18 protein-coding genes are annotated in these 18,035 nt (G+C 74.9%); 7 read left to right on the top strand and 11 right to left on the bottom strand.

Annotated elements, in window-relative coordinates; all coding sequences use genetic code 11:
- Nucleotides 1–190 precede the first annotated feature (190 nt).
- Complete coding sequence (locus MNZ39_RS18615; RefSeq protein WP_242340582.1) at nt 191–1,162, top strand: phosphoesterase; 972 nt, start codon at nt 191–193, stop codon at nt 1,160–1,162.
- Complete coding sequence (locus tag MNZ39_RS18610; protein ID WP_242340581.1) at nt 1,159–1,539, top strand: response regulator; 381 nt, start codon at nt 1,159–1,161, stop codon at nt 1,537–1,539. The genes MNZ39_RS18615 and MNZ39_RS18610 overlap by 4 nt, the downstream gene beginning before the upstream one ends.
- 191 nt (nt 1,540–1,730) lie before the next feature.
- Here the strand turns inward: MNZ39_RS18610 and MNZ39_RS18605 are convergent, their stop codons facing one another.
- Together MNZ39_RS18605 and MNZ39_RS18600 are read right to left on the bottom strand one after the other, a co-directional pair.
- A complete protein-coding gene (locus tag MNZ39_RS18605; RefSeq protein WP_242340580.1) occupies nt 1,731–2,516 on the bottom strand; it encodes a metallophosphoesterase in 786 nt (261 codons plus the stop codon).
- Nucleotides 2,473–3,276: a nucleotidyltransferase family protein gene (locus MNZ39_RS18600; RefSeq protein WP_242340579.1), complete on the bottom strand. Its 804-nt coding sequence runs from the start codon at nt 3,274–3,276 to the stop codon at nt 2,473–2,475. Before MNZ39_RS18600 ends, MNZ39_RS18605 begins: the two co-directional genes overlap by 44 nt.
- 181 nt (nt 3,277–3,457) lie before the next feature.
- Here MNZ39_RS18600 and MNZ39_RS18595 point away from each other — a divergent pair, with 181 nt between their 5' ends.
- Nucleotides 3,458–3,997: a hypothetical protein gene (locus MNZ39_RS18595; protein WP_242340578.1), complete on the top strand. Its 540-nt coding sequence runs from the start codon at nt 3,458–3,460 to the stop codon at nt 3,995–3,997.
- A gap of 39 nt (nt 3,998–4,036) precedes the next feature.
- On the opposite strand, the gene MNZ39_RS18590 is transcribed toward MNZ39_RS18595, so the two are convergent.
- Nucleotides 4,037–5,245 (bottom strand): DNA polymerase IV, encoded by a 1,209-nt coding sequence (locus MNZ39_RS18590; RefSeq protein ID WP_242340577.1) that lies wholly within the window; start codon nt 5,243–5,245, stop codon nt 4,037–4,039.
- Between the two features lie 91 nt (nt 5,246–5,336).
- On the opposite strand from MNZ39_RS18590, the gene MNZ39_RS18585 reads away from it, so the two are divergent.
- The 4 genes from MNZ39_RS18585 (at nt 5,337) to MNZ39_RS18570 (ending at nt 9,605) form a co-directional block, all read left to right on the top strand.
- On the top strand, nt 5,337–5,984 hold the full coding sequence (locus MNZ39_RS18585) for a TetR/AcrR family transcriptional regulator (RefSeq protein WP_242340576.1): 648 nt from the start codon (nt 5,337–5,339) through the stop codon (nt 5,982–5,984).
- A gap of 132 nt (nt 5,985–6,116) precedes the next feature.
- On the top strand, nt 6,117–7,235 hold the full coding sequence (gene thiO / locus MNZ39_RS18580) for a glycine oxidase ThiO (protein WP_242340583.1): 1,119 nt from the start codon (nt 6,117–6,119) through the stop codon (nt 7,233–7,235).
- Nucleotides 7,236–7,301: 66 nt separating this feature from the next.
- Nucleotides 7,302–8,231 (top strand): SIR2 family protein, encoded by a 930-nt coding sequence (locus MNZ39_RS18575; RefSeq protein WP_242340575.1) that lies wholly within the window; start codon nt 7,302–7,304, stop codon nt 8,229–8,231.
- Between the two features lie 120 nt (nt 8,232–8,351).
- Nucleotides 8,352–9,605 carry a metallopeptidase family protein gene (locus tag MNZ39_RS18570; protein ID WP_242340574.1) on the top strand — a complete coding sequence of 418 codons (1,254 nt, stop codon included), beginning with the start codon at nt 8,352–8,354 and terminating at the stop codon, nt 9,603–9,605.
- A gap of 46 nt (nt 9,606–9,651) precedes the next feature.
- Here MNZ39_RS18570 and MNZ39_RS18565 read toward each other — a convergent pair whose 3' ends face one another.
- The 8 genes from MNZ39_RS18565 to MNZ39_RS18530 all read right to left on the bottom strand — a co-directional run.
- Entirely contained in the window at nt 9,652–9,939 is a 288-nt protein-coding gene (locus MNZ39_RS18565) for a hypothetical protein (RefSeq protein WP_242340573.1), read from the bottom strand.
- Nucleotides 9,940–10,028: 89 nt separating this feature from the next.
- Complete coding sequence (gene glgA / locus MNZ39_RS18560; RefSeq protein ID WP_242340572.1) at nt 10,029–11,456, bottom strand: glycogen synthase GlgA; 1,428 nt, start codon at nt 11,454–11,456, stop codon at nt 10,029–10,031.
- 70 nt (nt 11,457–11,526) lie between these two features.
- On the bottom strand, nt 11,527–12,528 hold the full coding sequence (locus MNZ39_RS18555) for a DUF4931 domain-containing protein (protein WP_242340571.1): 1,002 nt from the start codon (nt 12,526–12,528) through the stop codon (nt 11,527–11,529).
- Nucleotides 12,521–13,696 (bottom strand): MFS transporter, encoded by a 1,176-nt coding sequence (locus MNZ39_RS18550; protein WP_242340570.1) that lies wholly within the window; start codon nt 13,694–13,696, stop codon nt 12,521–12,523. The genes MNZ39_RS18555 and MNZ39_RS18550 overlap by 8 nt, the downstream gene beginning before the upstream one ends.
- A gap of 60 nt (nt 13,697–13,756) precedes the next feature.
- Complete coding sequence (locus MNZ39_RS18545) at nt 13,757–14,623, bottom strand: GGDEF domain-containing protein (RefSeq protein WP_242340569.1); 867 nt, start codon at nt 14,621–14,623, stop codon at nt 13,757–13,759.
- A 70-nt stretch (nt 14,624–14,693) separates the two neighbouring features.
- On the bottom strand, nt 14,694–16,865 hold the full coding sequence (locus tag MNZ39_RS18540) for a glycoside hydrolase family 57 protein (protein WP_242340568.1): 2,172 nt from the start codon (nt 16,863–16,865) through the stop codon (nt 14,694–14,696).
- 179 nt (nt 16,866–17,044) lie between these two features.
- Nucleotides 17,045–17,587 carry a PilZ domain-containing protein gene (locus MNZ39_RS18535; protein WP_242340567.1) on the bottom strand — a complete coding sequence of 181 codons (543 nt, stop codon included), beginning with the start codon at nt 17,585–17,587 and terminating at the stop codon, nt 17,045–17,047.
- A gap of 108 nt (nt 17,588–17,695) precedes the next feature.
- On the bottom strand, nt 17,696–18,035 hold a 340-nt coding region (locus tag MNZ39_RS18530; protein WP_242340566.1), incomplete at its 5' end, for a hypothetical protein.

The following is an 18,035-nucleotide window of genomic DNA, read 5'->3' as shown; positions in this document are numbered from 1 at the left end:
GGCGCGCGCGACTCCCGCACGAACCGTGTAATCGGCGCGCGCGATCGGCGCTCGCCGGCCACCCCGCCGCGCCCCCGCTTCCTCCGCGCGGGCCGCGCGCCTTCGACCCGGTGGGGGCCCGCGCGAGGTCACGCGGCCCGACTCGCGCGTTGACGGTATGCTCGGCCGGTCACTAGATTGCCCCGCTCCGATGCAGCTCAAGGTCCTCTACCACGGCAACTGCTTCGACGGCTGCGCCTCCGCGGCGCTCTTCAGCCGCTTCTTCGAGGAGCGCGAGGGGACGCGGCTCTCCACGGTCCGACACGTGCCGCTGCAGCACGGCGCCGGCGATCCGTTCCCGCCCGGCGCCTTCGACGGCGACGTGAACGCCTGCGTCGACTTCCGCTTCTCCCCGTCGCCCGACCTTCACTGGTGGTTCGACCATCACGCGAGCGCCTTCCCCACCCCCCACGATCGCGCCCTGTTCGAGCGGGACGTGAGCGGCCAGAAGTTCTGGGACCCGGCCGCGCCGAGCTGCACCGGCTTCATGGCCCGCACGCTCGCGGAGCGCTTCGACTGGCGCGCCGAGGATCTCGCGGAGCTCGTCCGCTGGGCCGACGTCATCGACGCGGCCCGGTTCGACTCGCCCGCCACCGCGGTGCGGCTGGAGGCGCCGGCGCTGCGGATCATGACGCTGCTCGAGGCGACGAAGGACCCGGCGGTCCCCGCCCGGCTCATCGAGGCCCTGCAGCACCGGCCGCTCGCCGAGATCGCGGCCGAGCCCTGGGTGGCACAGCCGCTCGAGCCCATCCTCGCGCGCCACGCGGACGCCATCGAGGTGTACCGTCGCCTCGCCCGCGTCGAGCAGGGCGTCGTCATGATCGATCTCACCCGCACGCCCATCGAGTCGGCGAACAAGTTCATCGCGTACGAGCTCTTCCCCGAGGCCCGCTACACGGTGGTCGTGAGCCGCGACCCCAAGCGCGCCAAGGTGTCGGTCGGGTCGAACCCGTGGGCCCGGCCGCCGCGCGCGCACGACATCTCCAAGCTGTGCGAGCGGTACGGCGGCGGCGGCCACCCGGTCGTCGGCGCCGTGTCGCTCGCACCTGATCACGTCGAGGACGCGCGGCGCATCGCCGGCGAGATCGCCGCGGCGCTGCGCACGGAGCCGACCGCGCCATGACCCCCGGCCAGTACATCCTCGTCGTCGACGACGACGACGACTTCCGCGAGGCGCTCTCCGAGGTGCTCTCCGAGGCGGGCTACCCGGTGCAGAAGGCCGAGAACGGCGAGATCGCCCTGCAGCGGGTGGCCGACGAGGCGCCCGGCATCGTGCTGCTCGACCTCAAGATGCCGGTGCTCGACGGCTGGGGCGTGATGGAGCGCATGCGCGGCGACGCCAAGAGCTCCGCGGTGCCGATCCTGATCCTCTCTGCCTACGGGTTCGAGTGGGAGGCGGAGCTCCTCGGCGCGCAGGGCTACATCCCGAAGTCGGTCGGGATGGACGAGATCCTCGAGCGCGTCCGCAAGGCCGCCGGCCCGCCGCCGATGCGGCATTGAGGCGAGCGGTAACGACCCGACCTAGCCGCGGGAGGGCCCCGCGCGAAGCGCGGGAGGGGCGAAGCCCCTCCGGCGGGGAACGGTCGCGAACCCGCGAAGCGGGCGCGACCGTTCACGGGCCCCGCCGAGCAGGGGTGGGGCCCCCGACGACGGCGGTCAGCCGTCGGCGGGGCGGGGACGCAGTCCCCGTTTCAATGCGTCGTCACGACCAGCTCGGGACCCGGCGTCACCGGCGTGCAGCCGCCCTCCCACACGTCGAAGACGCGGAAGCGCTTGTCCCAGAGCTTCCGGAGCAGGGGCATCGCGACGTTGTAGACGGGGATGCCCTTGGGCGTACGGCCGTCCGTCTTGCCGTGGTGGGCGTGGCCGTGGAACACGGCGCACGCGCCGAACGCCTCGCACGGCGCGGAGAGGCGCGACGTCCCGAGGTACGGCCGGATCTCCGCCTCCTCGCCCTGGCAGGTCTCGGCGATGGGCGCGTAGTGCGTCATGACGATCTTCATCGGCGTGTCGAGCTGGCCGAGCGCGGCCTCGAGCTTCAGCGCCTCGTTGACCGCCTCCTGCACGAACGCCTTGATGATCGGCTCGCCGAAGGCCTGCAGCATGGCCCGCTCGAACCCCCCGGCGAACCCCTTCACGCCGGCGATGCCGACGCGCTTGTCGAACACGGCGTGGTCGCCGTCGAGCACCTCGATGCTCGATTCGCCGAGGATCCGGACGAGGTCCTTCACCACCCCGCCCTCGAAGTCGTGGTTGCCGAGCACGGCGGCGCACGGCACGCGCAAGAGCGCGAACGCCTCGGCGAGCGTCTTCGCCTCGTCGATGGTGCCGTGGTCGGTGAGGTCTCCCGCGAGCAGGAGCCCCTCCGCCTCGCCGTTCACGATCTTCACGAGCTCGCGGAAGCGGCCGTGCTGGTCCTGTCGGCAGTGGAGATCAGCGACCGCCGCCAGCCGGAAGGTCCCGTTCCCGTCCGCCATCGTTCTCCTTCCCCGTCACCCGCTCGGCTTCGTCCCACTTGCGACCGTCCTCGTAGCCGAGGTGATCGAGGTCGTGCCGGTACTGCACCCGCGAGATGAGCGTCCCGCGGCAGACCGGGCGCACGTGGTTACCCTCGGCGATGTCCGCGCGAGTACGCTCCATGAGCGCGTGGAGCACGCGGTCCGGCACCTTGCCCCGCTCCCCCGGGTAGGTGAACCGGTAGAGCATGAGGTGCGAGAAGAGCACCTCCCAGTAGCGCTCGAAGCGCATGAGGAGCCGGTCCCAGTCGAGCCACTCGCCGCACGCCCGGAGCAGGTGGTTCACGTCCGCGCCGTCGTACCGCTCGCGCTCGAGGACGAAGCCCTTCGACCAGATGATCTCCTCGGGGGGCGCGAGCAGCACGTCGACGCCCATCACGCGGCCGGGGCGCGCGTGCTCGAACCACAGGTCGTCGACCACGGCGACGCCGTTGCCCGAGGAGAAGATGAGGTCCACGAACCACTCGCCCCGGAAGCCCTTCCCGATCCAGGACGGGTCGGTCATCTCGGTGCGGAACCCGGCGCCCTCGAGGACGCGGAAGGCGTCCTCCACGTCCCGCTGGCGGAGGAAGATGTCGAGGTCCTTCGTGTCGCGGAAGATGCCGGTGTACTCGAAGAAGGCGTAGGCCCCCGCGACGAGGTGCGGCACGCCGGCCTCGGTGAGCGCGCGCAGCGCGTCCGCCCGCGCGTCGATCTCGCCCGCGTCGCGATCGCGAGTCACGAGATGTTCCCCCGGCCGTCCGGTCGTTTCGGTCGAGATCATGGGGAGAACTTGCGGCTGGCGGTCGCAGGGAGGAAGCCCGCTGGGCGGCGCCCGGGCCATGCCGGCGGAGCGCCGTTGCCCGGGGTCGGGCGCGAGCGCACGTTCGATCGAGGGTCCTTCCCTTCGACGGCGGTGCGACGTGCTTTTCGCAGGCAACAGCCCCTGGCTCGCCGCCCTGCTCGCGGCCGCGCTGGCCCTCGCCTGCAAGCGCGGCGAGCGCGCGGCGCGCGAGCAGGATCCCGTGGAGCCTCCGACCGTCGCGCAGCGGGACGGCCGCACGCCGGAGGAGCGGTCGGCCGGGCCGGAGGAGAGCCGTCGGGCGGACCGGCACAGGCGGGCGGCGGTCCGCGCGCGGGCCATCCGGAAGATCGAGGGAACGCTCGAGCGGTGCGCCGAGGGGCGCGTGGTCATCCGCGCCCCGGGGGAGGAGAGCGTGGTCCTCCGGGTCGGGGACGCCACCGCGATCACGCTCGACGGACGGATCGCGCCGCTCGCGTCGCTCCGCGAGGGGAGCCCGGTGCGGGCCTCGTACGAGAGCGGGCGCGGCGGGAGGCCGACTGCCCTCACGATCGACGCGCGCTCCGCGCCGCGGACCGACCGGCCGGCCCCCGAGGGACCGGCCCCCGACTCGCGCTGGGTGCCGAACAGCGGCCCCCCGGGGAGCGACGGCGGCGGGTAGCGCCCGCGGCGACGTAGTCGCGGGGCTCGAGCACGCTCGTCACCCGTCGTCCTCGCGCCCGTCCTCGTCGGCGAGATCCGCGCGAGTGACGGCGCGATCGCCGAAGCGGCGCGCCAGCACGTCGAGCGCGGCGTTGAGCGAGCGGCGCTTCTCCACCTCCGGCGGCGGCGCCGGGGCGGCCTGGAACAGATCGAGCTGCCCGCGCTCCGCCTCGCCCGCGAACCCGGAGACCGACACGCCGGTGAGCCGCACCGGGCGCTCCACCTCGACGCGCTCGAGCTGCGCGCGGACAGCCTCGAAGATCGCCCGGTCGTCGTCGGTCGCGTTCGGGAGGGTCGTGCGCCGCGTGACGAGGGTGAAGTCGGCGTACTTCACCTTGAGCGTCACGACGTGGCCGGCGAGCCCGGCGGCGCGCAGCCGCCGGCCGACGCGTCCGGCCTGCTCGAGGAGGGCACGCTCCAGCGCGGCGCGGCCGGAGAGATCCTCGCCGAAGGTCTCCTCCGCGCCGACCGACTTCGCCGCCTCGTCGGGCACGACGTCCCGCGGATCTTCGCCGAGCGCCAGCGCGCGGAGCCCCCGGGCGCTCGAGGTGCCCACCGCCGTGGCGAGGGCGGCGTCGGGCGTGCGGCCGAGGTCCCCGATGGTCGTCACGCCGAGCTTGCGGAGCGCCGCCTCGGTCACCGGGCCCACCCCCCACAGCCGGCCGACCGGGAGGGGCGCGAGGAACGCGGCGACGCCGCCCTCCGGCACCTCGACGAGCCCGTCGGGCTTGCCGAGGTCGGTCGCGATCTTGGCGGCGAGCTTCACCTCGGCGACGCCCGCGGACACGGCGAGCCCGCACTCCGCCCGCACGGCGCGCTTGATCGCGGCGGCGATGTCGCGCCCGCCGCCGTGCAGCGCGCGGCTGGCGGTGACGTCGAGGAACGCCTCGTCGAGCGAGAGCGGCTCGACGAGCGGCGTGTAGCGCCGGTAGATCGCGAACACCTGCTCGGAGAGCGCCGAGTAGCGGTCGAAGCGGGGCGGGAGGAAGACGCCGTCCGGGCAGAGCTTGCGCGCCTGCGCCGTCGGCATCGCCGACCGGACGCCGAACCGCCGCGCCTCGTAGCTCGCTGCGCACACCACCCCCCGGCGCGACGGCCCTCCCACGATCACCGGGCGCCCGCGCAGCGACGGCGCGTCGAGCTGCTCCACGGACGCGTAGAACGCGTCGAGATCGAGGTGGAGGATGGTGCGGGGGCGGCCGGTCATTCGCCTCCTTCTATAAGCCGGCTCGCCCACCCTCCGGACGGGGGCACGAGCGGACTTGACCCAGGTCAACGCGACCGGTATTCAGGCTTTCATGGACGGCTCGGTCGCCAACCGCAAGGCGGGCGCCCCGCGTGCGGGGATCGCGGAGCGGATCTGGGACGCGGCGCGCACCGAGTTCTCGAAGCGCGGCTACCACGGCGCGCGCGTCCAGGGCATCGCGCGCGGCGCGTCCTGCAACGTGGCGCTCATCTACCGCCACTGGGCCTCCAAGCGCGCCCTCTACCTCGACATCCTGCGAGCGGTCTGGCTGGGCTCGGCGAACGAGATCGCGCGGCTCGTCCAGCTCGGGCCGGGCGGCCCGGCCTCGGTCGTGGCCGCCTACCTCGACGCGATGATGAAGGATCCGATGGGCGCGCAGATCCTCATCCGCGAGTACCTGGACGGCGCCCCCTTCCTGTCGCAGCTCACCCAGACCGACCCCGCGCTCCTCGAGCCAGTCCGGCGCGCCGCCGACGCGCTCGCGCAGGGCGGCGCCGGGGACGGGCTCGATCCGATCCTCGCCGTCGTGACCGTGGGCGGGCTCGCCGCGCTCGTCGCGTCCTCGCGCGAGGCGGCGCGGCCCTTCGTGCACGAGCCGCTCGCGCCGGAGGCGTGGCGGCGCCACGTGTTCGAGCTGCTCGTGAACGGCCTCACGCCCGCGCGGCCGGCCGCGCCCAACGGCTCGGTCCCGCCGATCTGACGGGCGCTGCGCCCCGGCGTCGCGCGGGGACGTGGGCTCGCCTCGCTCGCCCGGGCGCGTCTTTTTCATGGAGCCCGCTCCGCGCGCGGAGCGCTTCCCCGCGGCGGGCGCGAGGGCGTAGTGTTGCGCGCCATGCGTACGGACGTGGTGGTGGTGGGCGCCGGCATCCAGGGCGCCTCGGTCGCGTTTCGGCTCGCGCTGTCGGGCCGCAAGGTGGTGGTGCTCGAGCGGTCGATCCCCGGCGCGGAGGCGTCGAGCGCGGCGGGCGGGATCCTGTCGCCGGGCGTGGAGGCGATCGAGCCCGGTCCCTTCTACGCCCTCTGCCGGGCCTCCCTCGCGCGCTACCCCGGGTTCGTCCGCGAGGTCGAGGCCCGCTCCGGCCTCGCCGTGTCCCTCCGCTCGCTCGGCACGCTGGAGGTGGCGTTCGACGACGACCACGCGCACCTCCTCGCCGGTCGCGCCGAGAAGCTCGAGCGGGCCGGCCTGCCGGTGCAGGTGCTCGACGAGGCGGCGGTGCGGACGCTCGAGCCCGGCCTCTCCCGCGAGGCGCGCGGCGCGCTCTTCTTCGCCGACGAGGCCTCGCTCGATCCGCGCCTGCTCGCGCGCGCGGTGTACGTCGCCGCCGCCCGCGCCGGCGCGACCTTCCTCACGGGCGACGTGCGCCGCATCCGGACCGAGGGCGGCCGCGCCGCCGGGGTGGAGCACGCCGCGGGCCGCATCGACGCGGACGCGGTGGTGCTCGCGGCGGGGAGCTGGAGCCTGCTCGTCGAGGGGAACGGCCTCCCCCCGGGCGCGGTCCGGCCGGTGCGCGGCCAGATCGCCGTCGTCGACACGCGGCCGCCGCTCCTCTCGCGCGTGGTCTTCTCGGGTCACGGCTACGTGGTGCCGCGCCCCGACGGACGGATCCTCTGCGGCTCGACCATGGAGGACGTCGGCTGGGAGAAGGCCGTCACCGCGGGCGGCCTCCGCCACGTCCTCGACGTGGCGATCGAGATCGCCCCCTCCCTGGCCCAGGCGCCGGTCGTCGAGACCTGGTCGAACTTCCGGCCGGCGAGCCCGGACGGCGAGCCGATCCTCGGCGAGGGCACGATCCCGGGCCTCTTCTACGCGACCGGCCACACGCGCAACGGCATCCTCCTCGCGCCGATCACCGCGGACGCCATCGCGGCGGCCGTCACCGGCGCGCCGCCCCCGGTGGACCTCGCGCCGTTCTCGCCGGCGCGGCTCGCCTCGCTCATCGGCCCGCGGTAGCCGCGACGCGGCGCCCGCGGCGCGAAGCACGCGCGGCCCTCGCGGCGCGTGAGTACCTTCGTCTCGATGGACGCGTCCACGGACGTCCGCGAGGTGAAGGACCGCCTGTTCGACCGGCTCGCCCGCGGGCAGCTCGTGCTGCTCGTCGGCGCGGGCGCCTCCCGCTGGGCGGGCCTCCCTTCCTGGCGCCAGACGGTCTGCGCCCTCGCCGAGGATCTCGTCCCCGCCCTGCGCGAGCAGGTTCCGGACGCCCCCCAGCGCTTCGCGCCGCCCGACCCGGACGCGCCCGTCTCGATGGACGCGCTCCTTCGCATCCCGGAGGCCTACCGGTTCCTGCGCGGCGAGGACCGGCTCGTGGAGCGCCTCCGGGCGCTGTTCGACACCTCCCGGATCGATCCCGCGGACCTGCCGCTGCAGCGCCTCCTCGTCCGGCTCGCGCCCTTCGTACCCGCGGTGTACACGACGAACTTCGACGACCTGCTCGAGCGCACGTTCGAGTGGGCCGGCCAGCCCTGCCAGGTCGTCGCCGAGGCGGAGGATCTCCACCGCTGGCGCTTCGTCGAGGTCGGCCGGCGCTTCGTGCCACGCTTCCCCATCTACAAGCTGCACGGCACGCTCGAGCGGCCCGCCTCGCTCGTCGTCTCCGAGTCCGACTTCCTGCGCCGCTCCGACCTCGCCGCGAACCCGATCGACCTGCGCTTCTCGTCCGACGTCATGGGGCGGGAGATCCTCCTCGTCGGCTACGGCTTCAACGATCCGAACCTGCGCTGGCTCTGGACGAAGCTCCGCGACCTGCGCGTGCCGCCGGTGGGCTGGTTCCTCGAGCTGGGTACCTCGACGGACCTCGAGCGCGCGACGGTCGCGATGGACCGGATCGGCCGGGTGGACCTGAACGCCGCCGACCCGCTCCACCCGAGGGAGCTGCTCGCGTTCCTGGAGGAGCTCGCCTCGCGCTGCGAGCGGGAGCTCGGGGCCTCGCCGCCGGGGCACGGGTGAGGCCGCCCGGCGCCTGCCCTCTAGCGTGTTGCGGCTCCGGGCAGGCGTTGGGACAGCCTCACGCTCGGCTGCTGACCCCCCGGATGGCGCCTCCCGCGGAACCGTGGCAAGCTGCCGCCAATGTACCGGCCGCTTCGCCGCGCGGTCTGCGTCGCCCTCCTCACGGCATGCACCCGCGCCTCGCCGCCCCTCGAGCCGGCGGTGTCACCGATCCCCGCGCCCTCGGCGCGCGCGAGCAGCGCCCCCGTTCCGCCGGCGCGACCGCACGAGGGGACCCTCGTCGCGCCGGAGCCCGTGCCGGCGCCGGCCGGCCCCTGCCTCCCGGCAGAGCCGAACGCCTCCCCGGGCGTCCTCGTCGAGGAGTCTGCCGACGCGCTCGATCGCGACGCGAAGGATCGGGCGCTCTCCTGCGCGGACGAGGCCCTCGCGCTCGCGCCGCGCCACGTGGGCGCCCTCACCGCGCGCGGCGACGCGCTCGCGGCGGCGAACCGCGTCGACGAGGCGCGCCTCGCCTTCGCGCGCGCGCTCGCCATCGATCCGGACGCCCCCGGCGCGCTGCTCGGCGCGGCCGAGCTCCACGTGCGGCGCCTGGGCGGGAAGCCCGAGGCGATCGAGGCCGGCCTCGAGTACGCCGTCCGCGGGGCGCGGGCGGCCGCGCTGCGCAAGGACCGCGAGCTCGTCGGGCGCCTCGAGCTCGTCGCGGGCATGGCCGAGAACGACCTCGGCCGCAGCAACCTCGCCCTTCCGCACCTCGATCGCGCCGTGCACGCGCGCCCCGAGGACGCCGACGCCGTGTACGAGCGCGGCGTCGCGCTCTACGAGCTCTGCCGCTTCGACGACGCGCAGCGCGCGTTCGAGCGCGCCCTGGCGCTCGCTCCGGACGATCCGTGGACGCTCCACCAGCTCGGGCTCCTCGCCGAGCGGCGAGGCGAGGAGCGACGCGCCTCGTCCCTGCTCGGGCGCGCCCGGTCGCTGGCGCCCACCGACTTCAAGCAGGAGCCGCCGGTCGACATGGCCGCGTTCCGGGCCGAGGTGGAGACGGCGGTCGCGGGGCTGCCCGCGGAGGAGCGCCGCGCGCTCCAGGCGGTGCCGATCGAGATCCAGGACCTCCCGGACGCGGCGGACCTCCTCGCGGTGCACCCGCCGCTCTCGCCCTCGATCCTGGGGCTCTTCCGCGGGCCGTCGGAGAACGAGGCGTGCACCGCGGCGGACGGGCCGCGCTGCCGCACGATCGTCTTCTACCGGAAGAACCTGCTGCGCTTCGCCGCCGACCGGGGAGAGCTCACCGAGCAGGTGCGGGTCACGCTCCTGCACGAGCTCGGGCACCTGCACGGCGAGAGCGACGACGACCTGCGCGCGCGCGGCCTCGAGTAGCCCCCCGGCGCGGCGCCGGAGGTGATCGCGGCCCGCGGACCGCCGGTCAGCGGCGCTCCTCCTCGTCCTCCTCGTCGGCGCTCTCGTGCACGTGCATCGCCTCGACCTCGGGCGCCTCGGGCGGCTCCGGCTCGGCGAGGTTCGCGAGATCGTCCTCGGGGCCGGGGAAGTTTCCGCCCGAGTCCAGGCCGAGCGTCGTCGGCGCCGCGCCGCCCACGTTCTCGAGCGGCACGACCTTCTCGTCGGCCTCGCTCGTCAGCTCGCGCACCATCCGCTCGCTCGGCTGCGCGGTGACCTCGGGATCGTCGTCGGGGGCATCGAATCGGCGGGCCATGCCTCAAGGTAGGGTCCGCCCGGTGGGCGGTGAAGGGCCGCCGCCCTCCTCCACCCGAACCGCCCGTGAGCGCGCTGCGCCGCCGACGATCAGGGATTGGCGAGCGAGCGGTAGAGCGACTCGTACGCCTGCGCGCTGCGGTCCCAGCTGAAGTCCTGCGCCATGCCCCGCAGGCGGAGCGCCCGGAAGGCGCGGCCGTCCCGGTAGGTCTCGAGCGCGCGGCGCACCGCGAGCAGCATCGCCTGCGGGTGGTAGTCGCGGAACTTGAAGCCCGTGCCGCGCTGGAAGCCGTCGTAGTCCTCGACGGTGTCGTCGAGGCCTCCCACCGCGCGGACGATGGGGACGGTCCCGTAGCGCAGGGAGTACATCTGGTTCAGCCCGCACGGCTCGAAGCGGCTCGGCATGAGGAACAGGTCGGCCCCCGCCTCCAGCCGGTGAGCGAGCCCCTCGTCGAAGCCGATGCGCGCCGCCATCCGCTCGGGCCGCTCGCGCGCGGCGCGCGCGAAGACCTCCTCCCAGTCGCGCCGCCCGCTGCCGAGCAGGGCGAGCTGCAGCTCGCGCCCGAGCAGCTCGCCGAGGGCGGCGACGACGAGGTCGAGGCCCTTCTGCTCGGCGAGGCGCCCGACCATCGCGACGAGCGGGATCTCCGGCCGCTCCGGCAGCCCGAGCTCGCGCTGGAGCGCCGCCTTGCAGCGCGCCTTCCCGGCGAGCTCGGCGGCGGAGTAGTGCGCCGGGAGGTGGCGGTCGGTCGCGGGATCCCACTCGGCGACGTCGATGCCGTTCAGGATGCCGTGCAGGTCCCTCGTGCGGTGGCGGAGGAGCGCGTCGAGGCCCACCCCGCCCTCGGGCGTCGTGATCTCCCGCGCGTAGGTGGGCGAGACGGTGGTGAGCGCGTCCGCGAACACGAGCCCCGCCTTCATGAAGTTGAGCTGGTCGTGGAACTCCATCGCCTCGTAGCGGAAGACGTCCCACGGGAGCCCGAGCGCGGGCACGACGTGCTTCGAGAAGACGCCCTGGTAGGCGAGGTTGTGGATGGTGAAGACGGTGCGCGCGCCCGCGAGGGCGGGATCGCGGGCGTGCTCGTGGCGGAGCAGGAACGGCACGAGCCCGGTCTGCCAGTCGTTCAGGTGCACGACGTGCGGCCGGAGCCCGAGCGCGCCGGGCAGGGCGAGCGCCGCGCGCGCGAGGTAGGCGAACCGCTCGGCGTTGTCGGCGTAGTCGTGCGCCTCGCCGTACAGGCCCCGCCGCGAGCCGAAGAAGTGCTCGTGCTCGACGAAGTAGACGGGCGCGCGCTCCCGGCTCACCCACAGCGTGGTCGGCTCGCCGCGCACGTCGAGCGCGCGGTGGAGGGGGTGGAGCCCGTGCGCGCGCGGATCGATCGAGCCGTAGCGCGGCGTCACCACCGAGACCGCGTGCCCGCGCGCGGCGAGCGCGCGGGGGAGCGCCGCGGCGACGTCGCCGAGGCCGCCGGTCTTCGACCAGGGCGCCACCTCCGACGCCACGAACAGGATCTCCATCGTGCCCTCGAGAGCTAGACGGCGGCGCGTGCTTCGCGCGCGCCTCGGGGGTCGCGCTTCACGCCGCCGTTCAGCCTTCCACCCGGCGGAGGAACTCGGCAGCCTCCTCCGGGGGCACGGGGTTGATGTGGAAGCCGGAGCCCCACTCGAAGCCGGCGACCTGGGTGAGCGCGGGCATCACCTCGATGTGCCAGTGGTACGAGGGCGAGGCGGCGTCGCGCAGCGGGTTCGAGTGGACGATGAAGTTGAAGGCGGGGTCGCCCAGGGCGGCGGCGAGGCGGCGGAGCGTCGTCCCGAGGGCCTGCGCGCAGAGCCCGAGCCGCTCCTTCGGCTCCGCCTCGAAGTTCGACTCGTGGCGCTTCGGGACGATCCAGGTCTCGAAGGGGCTGCGCGGCGCCCAGGGGGCGAACACCACGAACTCGTCGTTCTCGTGCACGAGCCGGGCGCGCTCCTTCCGCTCCTGGCCGACGATGTCGCAGAAGATGCAGCGCTCCTTGTGCTCGTAGTGGCGCCTCGCCCCCTCGATCTCCTCGACCACCTGGCGCGGGACGACCGGGAGCGCGATGAGCTGGGAGTGCGCGTGATCGAGCGAGGCGCCCGCGAGCTGCCCCTGGTTCTTGAAGAGCAGGATGTAGCGGAAGCGCAGGTCGTTGCGGAGGTCGAGGATGCGCGCCTTGAACGAGAACAGCACCTCGGTGAGCTCGGCCTCGGTGAGGTCCTTCATCTGGCGCTCGTGCCGGGGCGTCTCGACGATCACCTCGTGCGCGCCGATCCCGTTCATCCGGTCGTAGATCCCCTCCGCCTCGCGATCGAGGTCGCCCTCGATCTTGAGGGCGGGGAAGCGGTTCGGCACGACGCGCACGCCCCAGCCCGGCCCGTTCGCCGGCGCCGAGGGCGGGCGGCCCGACACGTACACCTCGCGCGGCGTCTTGTCCTCCTGGCCCGGGCAGAACGGGCACAGCCCCGGCCTCGCGGGCTCCTGCGGCCGCACCAGGTCGGAGGGCCGCCGCGCGCGCTCGGTCGCGATGATGACCCACCGCCCGACGATGGGATCCCTGCGCAGGTCAGGCATCGCCCGCCACCCTCTCCTCGCGCGCCGGCCGCACCGTCGCGCCGACCGCCGCCGCGAACGCCATGATGGCAGCGCCGCCGACGTAGGGGAACGCCATCGACCACTGCCCGAAGGTCCAGCTGCCGGCCTCCGGGCCGAGGATCCGCCCGAACGCGGCGGCGGACTCGCCGATGCCGAGGGTGCCGCCCTGGTCCTCCGCGCGCGCGAAGCGCGAGAGGAGCGAGGAGAGCGCCGGCTGCGCGAGGCCGCTGCCCACCGCGAGCGGCGCCGTCGCGGCGAGGAGCCCCGCGACGCTCCCGGCGAAGGGGAGCGAGAGGAGCGCCACGGCCTGGAGGACGAGGCCGGCGACGAGCAGCGGCTTCTCGCCGAAGCGGCGCGAGAGGCGTCCGACGAGCCCGCCCTGCACGATGACGAGCAGGACGCCGATGTACGCGAACACGTAGCCGACGTGCGACTCGGCGAGGCCGTAGCGCTCCTTCGCGAGGAACGCGTAGGTCGCCTCCATCATGCTGAAGGCGAGCACCGTGAGGAAGTAGATGCCGATGACGCGGCGGATGCCGGGGCGGCCGAGCTCCTCCCGCATGGCGGCGAAGCGGGGGCGGCGATCGGTGGAGCGGCGCGCCTCGGGCTCGGGGAGGATGAACCAGGCGGCGACGCCGTTGGCCGCGGCGAGCGCCGCGGCGGCGAAGCCGGGGAGCGCGAGCGAGTGGCGGGAGAGGATGCCGCCGATCGCGGGCCCGAGCACGAAGCCGAGCCCGAACGCGGCGCCGATGATCCCCATGCCCTTCGCGCGCTCCTCGGGCGCCGTCACGTCGGCGACGAAGGCGCGCGCGATGGAGATGTTCGCGGTCGCCGCGCCCGCGAAGAGGCGGGAGAGCAGCAGCATGGGGAAGCTGTTCGCGAGGGCGTACATGGTGAACGCCAGCGCGGTCATCACGATCGAGCCGAGCAGCATCGGGCGGCGCCCGACCCGGTCGGACAGCCGGCCCCAGATCGGCGCGAACACGAACTGCATGGCCGAGTACCCGGCGGAGAGGAGCCCGGTCCAGGTGGCGGAGGCCCCGAGCCGCTCGGCGTAGAGCGGCATGACCGGGATGACCATCCCGAAGCCGAGGAGATCGATGAAGACGATGACGAAGAGGATCGCGAGCGCGGACCGGTTCTTCACGGGTCCGGGAGGATAACCCGAGGCGGACGGGCGCGCAGGCGTTTCCCTCCGCCCCGCCCCTCACCGGGCGATACGATCGCGCCCCGCCCGCTTCGCCGCGTAGAGCCGCTCGTCGGCCCGGGCGAGGAGCGTCGCCCCGTCCTCTCCCCGCGAGAGCGCGGCGAGGCCCGCCGACACCGTCACGCCGATGGCCGCGCCGCCGGCGTCGATCGGCGCGGCGGAGATCCGGCCGCGGATGCGCTCCGCCACCTCCGCGGCCGCCGCGAGCGTGGCGCCGGGCAGGAGCGCCGCGAACTCCTCCCCGCCGATGCGGGCGAGGAGGTCGCCCGTGCGCAGCGCCTCCGCCGCGCGCGCCGCCACCGCCGCCAGCACCGCGTCGCCGGCGGCGTGGCCATGGGCGTCGTTCACCCGCTTGAAGTGGTCGACGTCGAGCGCGACGAGGGCGAGCGGCGCCTCGCCGCGGGCGGCGCGCGCCACCGCGCCCGCGAGCGCCTCCTCGAACGCCCTCCGGTTCGCGAGCCCGGTGAGCGGATCGCGCCGGCCGAGCGCGGCGAGCGCCTCGAGCTCCCGCGCGGCCTCGTCGCCCGCGGCGAGGTAGCGCGCCACGAAGGGCCCGACCCGGATCCGGTCGCCGCTCGCGAGCCGCCGCGCGGAGACCGCCGCGCCGTTCACGAACGTGCCGTTCGTGGAGCCGAGATCCTCGACGAGGTGGCCGTCCTCCGCGGGGGCGACTCTCGCGTGCCGGCGCGACACGTCCTCCGCCGGCAGCTGGAGCGCGCAGCCGGGATCGCGGCCGAGCACCACCTCGCCCTCGAGCGGGACCGTCACCCCGAGGAGCGCCGCGCCCTCGACGAACACGAGCCGCGCGCCGCCGCTGGCCGGGGCGCCCGGCGCGGGCGGCCGGACGCGGGTGGCGTCCGCGGTCACGGCTCCGCCGGGGACGCTCCCCCGCCCCGGCGGCCTCGCTTCGGTCGCTGTCGGCCCACGCGCTCCTCCCTCACACGCTCCAGTTCAGGCGCTCGAAGTCCGCGTCGGGGACGGTGAGCGTCACGAAGCCGTGGCGCGGCAGCCGCTCGACCTCGACGTCCCCGCGCGCGGCGTGCACGCCGAGCGCGACCTCCGTGCCGGGCGCGAGCCCGAGCGCGGCGAACGGGAGGCGCACCTCCAGCACCTGCGCGAACGCCGCCTCGCCCAGCTCCGCGCCGCGCAGGCGTGCCGGGCGGGCCTGTCCGTCCCGCACGATCGCGAGCTCGACGGTCTCGTTCCGGTCGCCGGCGAGCAGCACGACGCGGACCTCCGACGCGAGCTCGACGGTGCGCTCCGGCGACTCGGCCGGGTCGAGCCGCAGGTAGAGCGCCTCGAGGTCGAACCCGTAGTGCAGCGCCTGGAAGACCTGCGCGCCGCCGAACATCGAGCCGCGGTGCTGGCCGGGGCGGTGGACGCCCGCCCCCGCCCACTCGAAGTAGGTCGTCTGGCGCCCGTCGATGCGCGGCGCGAGGAGCGCGGTGGGCTGGCGCGCGGCGCGCACCTCGGCGCCGGGGGCGGCGGCGCGCTTGATCGGCTCGACCGCCTCGCGCGGGGGCGTCACCCCCAGCAGCAGGCAGGCGCGGACGACGTGTCCGCGGAAGAGCCCGTCGAACTCGGCGCCCAGGTCGGTCGCGAAGTCGTCGCCGTACCACCAGAACCAGTCCGAGGCCTCGGCGGCGTGCAAATGCTGCCGCGCCTGCTCGAGCCGGTCCGCGTCGACCGCCCCGCTGCGCTCCGCCGCCGCGAGCGCCGCGCGAGCCCGGCCGAGCGCCGTCCAGGCTTGGCGGTCCTCCGCGTGCCCGATCCAGATTCGGTAGGACGCCTCGATCCACGAGCCGGAGTGGATGCGGGTCACGATCCCGCCCTCGGTGGCGGCGGTCGCCTCGGACAGGGTCACGGTCTCGATCGCGTCGCTCGCGGCGAGCGCGCCGTAGAGCCGGTCGAGGAACTCGTGGCCGCTGTGGGGGTAGTGCTCCCAGGCGTTCTCGCCGTCGAGGAACACGCCGACGGTCGCGCGGCCGGGGAGCCGCTCCGCCGCCCACGCCTGCGCGATCGAGGCGACGTTCGCGACGAAGTCGTCCGCCGCCTCGCGCGCGGGCACGCCGGAGTACGTGAAGCCGATCGCGTCCGACAGGGCGCGATCGCGGAAGAGCATCTTGAGCTCGCGCCCCTCGCCCGCGGCGATGCGCCAGGGCCGGTACACCGAGGCGAGCCGCGGGGCGCTCGGGGGGAGCGAGTGGAGCAGGACGCCCTCGTCGCTCGCCGCCCAGCGGACGCCCTCGCGCGCGAGCACCTCCACCGCCTCGGGCGACACCGCGCCCTCCGCCGGCCACATCCCGGCGGGCGGGCGGCCGAAGCGGCGGGCGTGGCTCGCGAGCGCCTCGCGCACGTGCCAGCGAGCGTCCTCCGGGTGCGCGAAGCGAGGCGGGAGCTGCACGTGGGGGAGCGCGCGGCGGGCGACGTCGGTGTCGCAGAGGAGCGGGAGGATCGGGTGTTGGTAGGGGGTGGCCGAGAGCTCGACCTGGCCGCGGTCGGCGAGGCGCGTCCAGCGCGGCACGATCCCGGCGAGGATGCGGCGCTGGGCCTCGAGCAGGAGGGAGACGTCGGCGCGGTCGAACCCGCGGCCCTTCTCGCGCAGGGCGCGGAGCCCTTCGTCGTCGGCGAGGGCCCCGAAGCCCATCCAGGCGAGGTTGAAGTGGACCTGCAGGTCGGTGATCTCGGCGTCTGAGAACGCCGCGGCGAGCCTCCGCACGTCGCGGCCGCGCAGGTCCCGCCCGCGCTTCTGGAGGAGCTCCCAGTAGCGCGGCACCGGCCGCACGTTGCGCGCCCAGTCCACCATGAAGAAGCCGCGCACGATCGCCGCGCGCTCGTCGGGCGCGAGCTCGTTCGCCGGCCGGGCGGTGAGCTCGAGGAAGCGGTCGCGCGCGCGGCCCGCCACGTAGTCCTCGAGCTGCTCGAGGAGGATGGGGGTGAAGTTGACGGTGCAGCGGATGCCCGGGTGCCGCTCCAGGATCCACGCCATGTCGTTGTAGGCCCGGGTGGCGTGGAGCCTCACCCAGGGCAGGAGGTACTCGCCCGTGTCCGCGTCGCGGTAGGGCGGCTGGTGCATGTGCCACAGGAGCGCGAGCCGTGCCTTCTGCATGGTGCAGAACCGTAACGGCCGGGGTCCCCGGTGCCTAGCCCAAGGCTCGCGAGCCGCGAGCTTCGGTCTCGCGAGCCGCGCGGTCGCCCGGCCCTGGTCCGGCGGGGGCCCCTCCCCGGCTCGCCGGGTCCTCTGGCGTGCTCGCTTCGCTCGTGGACGGCGGGATCATCGTCGGTCCGTCAGCGGCGGACGCGGGGAGCGCGCTCCTCCGTCGCGGCCGCGCCGAGCGCGGGCGGCGGGGGGGCGCCCGAGGCGGTGGAGAGCGGCCCGCCCTCGCTCCGGATCTTCCACTCCTCCCAGAGGTTCAGGACGAGCGAGACGTCCCGCAGCGGGACCTTCTCGTCGAGGTGCGGGAACTCCGCGATGAACGCGTCGTAGAAGCTCGTGTAGCGCGTCGGCGTGAAGTAGCGGAGCAGCGTCTCGCGGCCGTGCGCGTCGACGTCGAGGAACTCGATCCCCATGCCCGTCGGGAAGGTGCGGTCGCCGTGCGGGACGACGTGCGCGATCTGCGAGCGGATGGCGAGCGGCCCGTCCGGCAGGGCGAGCTCCACGTAGAGCTCGAGCCCGGAGCGGAGCAGGAAGTTCGAGGCCACGAACAGCCCGCCCAGCCCGAGGTTCTTCGAGGTGCAGAACGCCTCGAAGCGGAGCCCGCCCTCGCCCGGGATGAAGAGGCGGCACGGGAGCTCGATCTCGATGCGCTCGTAGCGGCGGGGCTCGCTCATGGGACGTGGACGATAGCATCGCCGGTGGCGTCCGAGCGAACGCCTGCCTGCTCGCCCTGGGGGCCGATGTGCGCTCGCAGGCGCCCCGCGGCGACCCCACCGCCCGCTTCACCCGAAGAGCTTGCCCGACCCCCTCGCCTTGAGCTCGCCCATCTCCTTCGCCAGCCGGCCGAGGCGGTCCGTCTTGTCGGCCACCTCGCGCTGGAGCCGCGCGATCTTCTGATCGCGCTCGGCGAGCCGGGCGCTGAGCGCCTCGCGCTCGGCGCTCGCCGCCCGGAGCGCCTCGTCCATGTCGTCGACGGCGGGGAAGTCCTTCACCTCGATGTCCAGGATCGCGGCCGCCGCCTCCTCCGCCACCGCGGGCGCGAGCGTCGCGCGCGCCGCCTCCGCGGCGGCCTCCGCGTCCGCCGCGCGCCGGAGCGCCTCGGCGAGCGCGTCGCGCAGGCGC

Origin of the sequence: Anaeromyxobacter sp. SG66 (assembly GCF_022690805.1) — a bacterium.
GTDB classification, from domain to species: Bacteria; Myxococcota; Myxococcia; order Myxococcales; family Anaeromyxobacteraceae; genus Anaeromyxobacter; species Anaeromyxobacter soli.
Note: the sequence above shows the minus strand (reverse complement) of the source record. Positions and strands in the feature narration are given on the sequence as shown.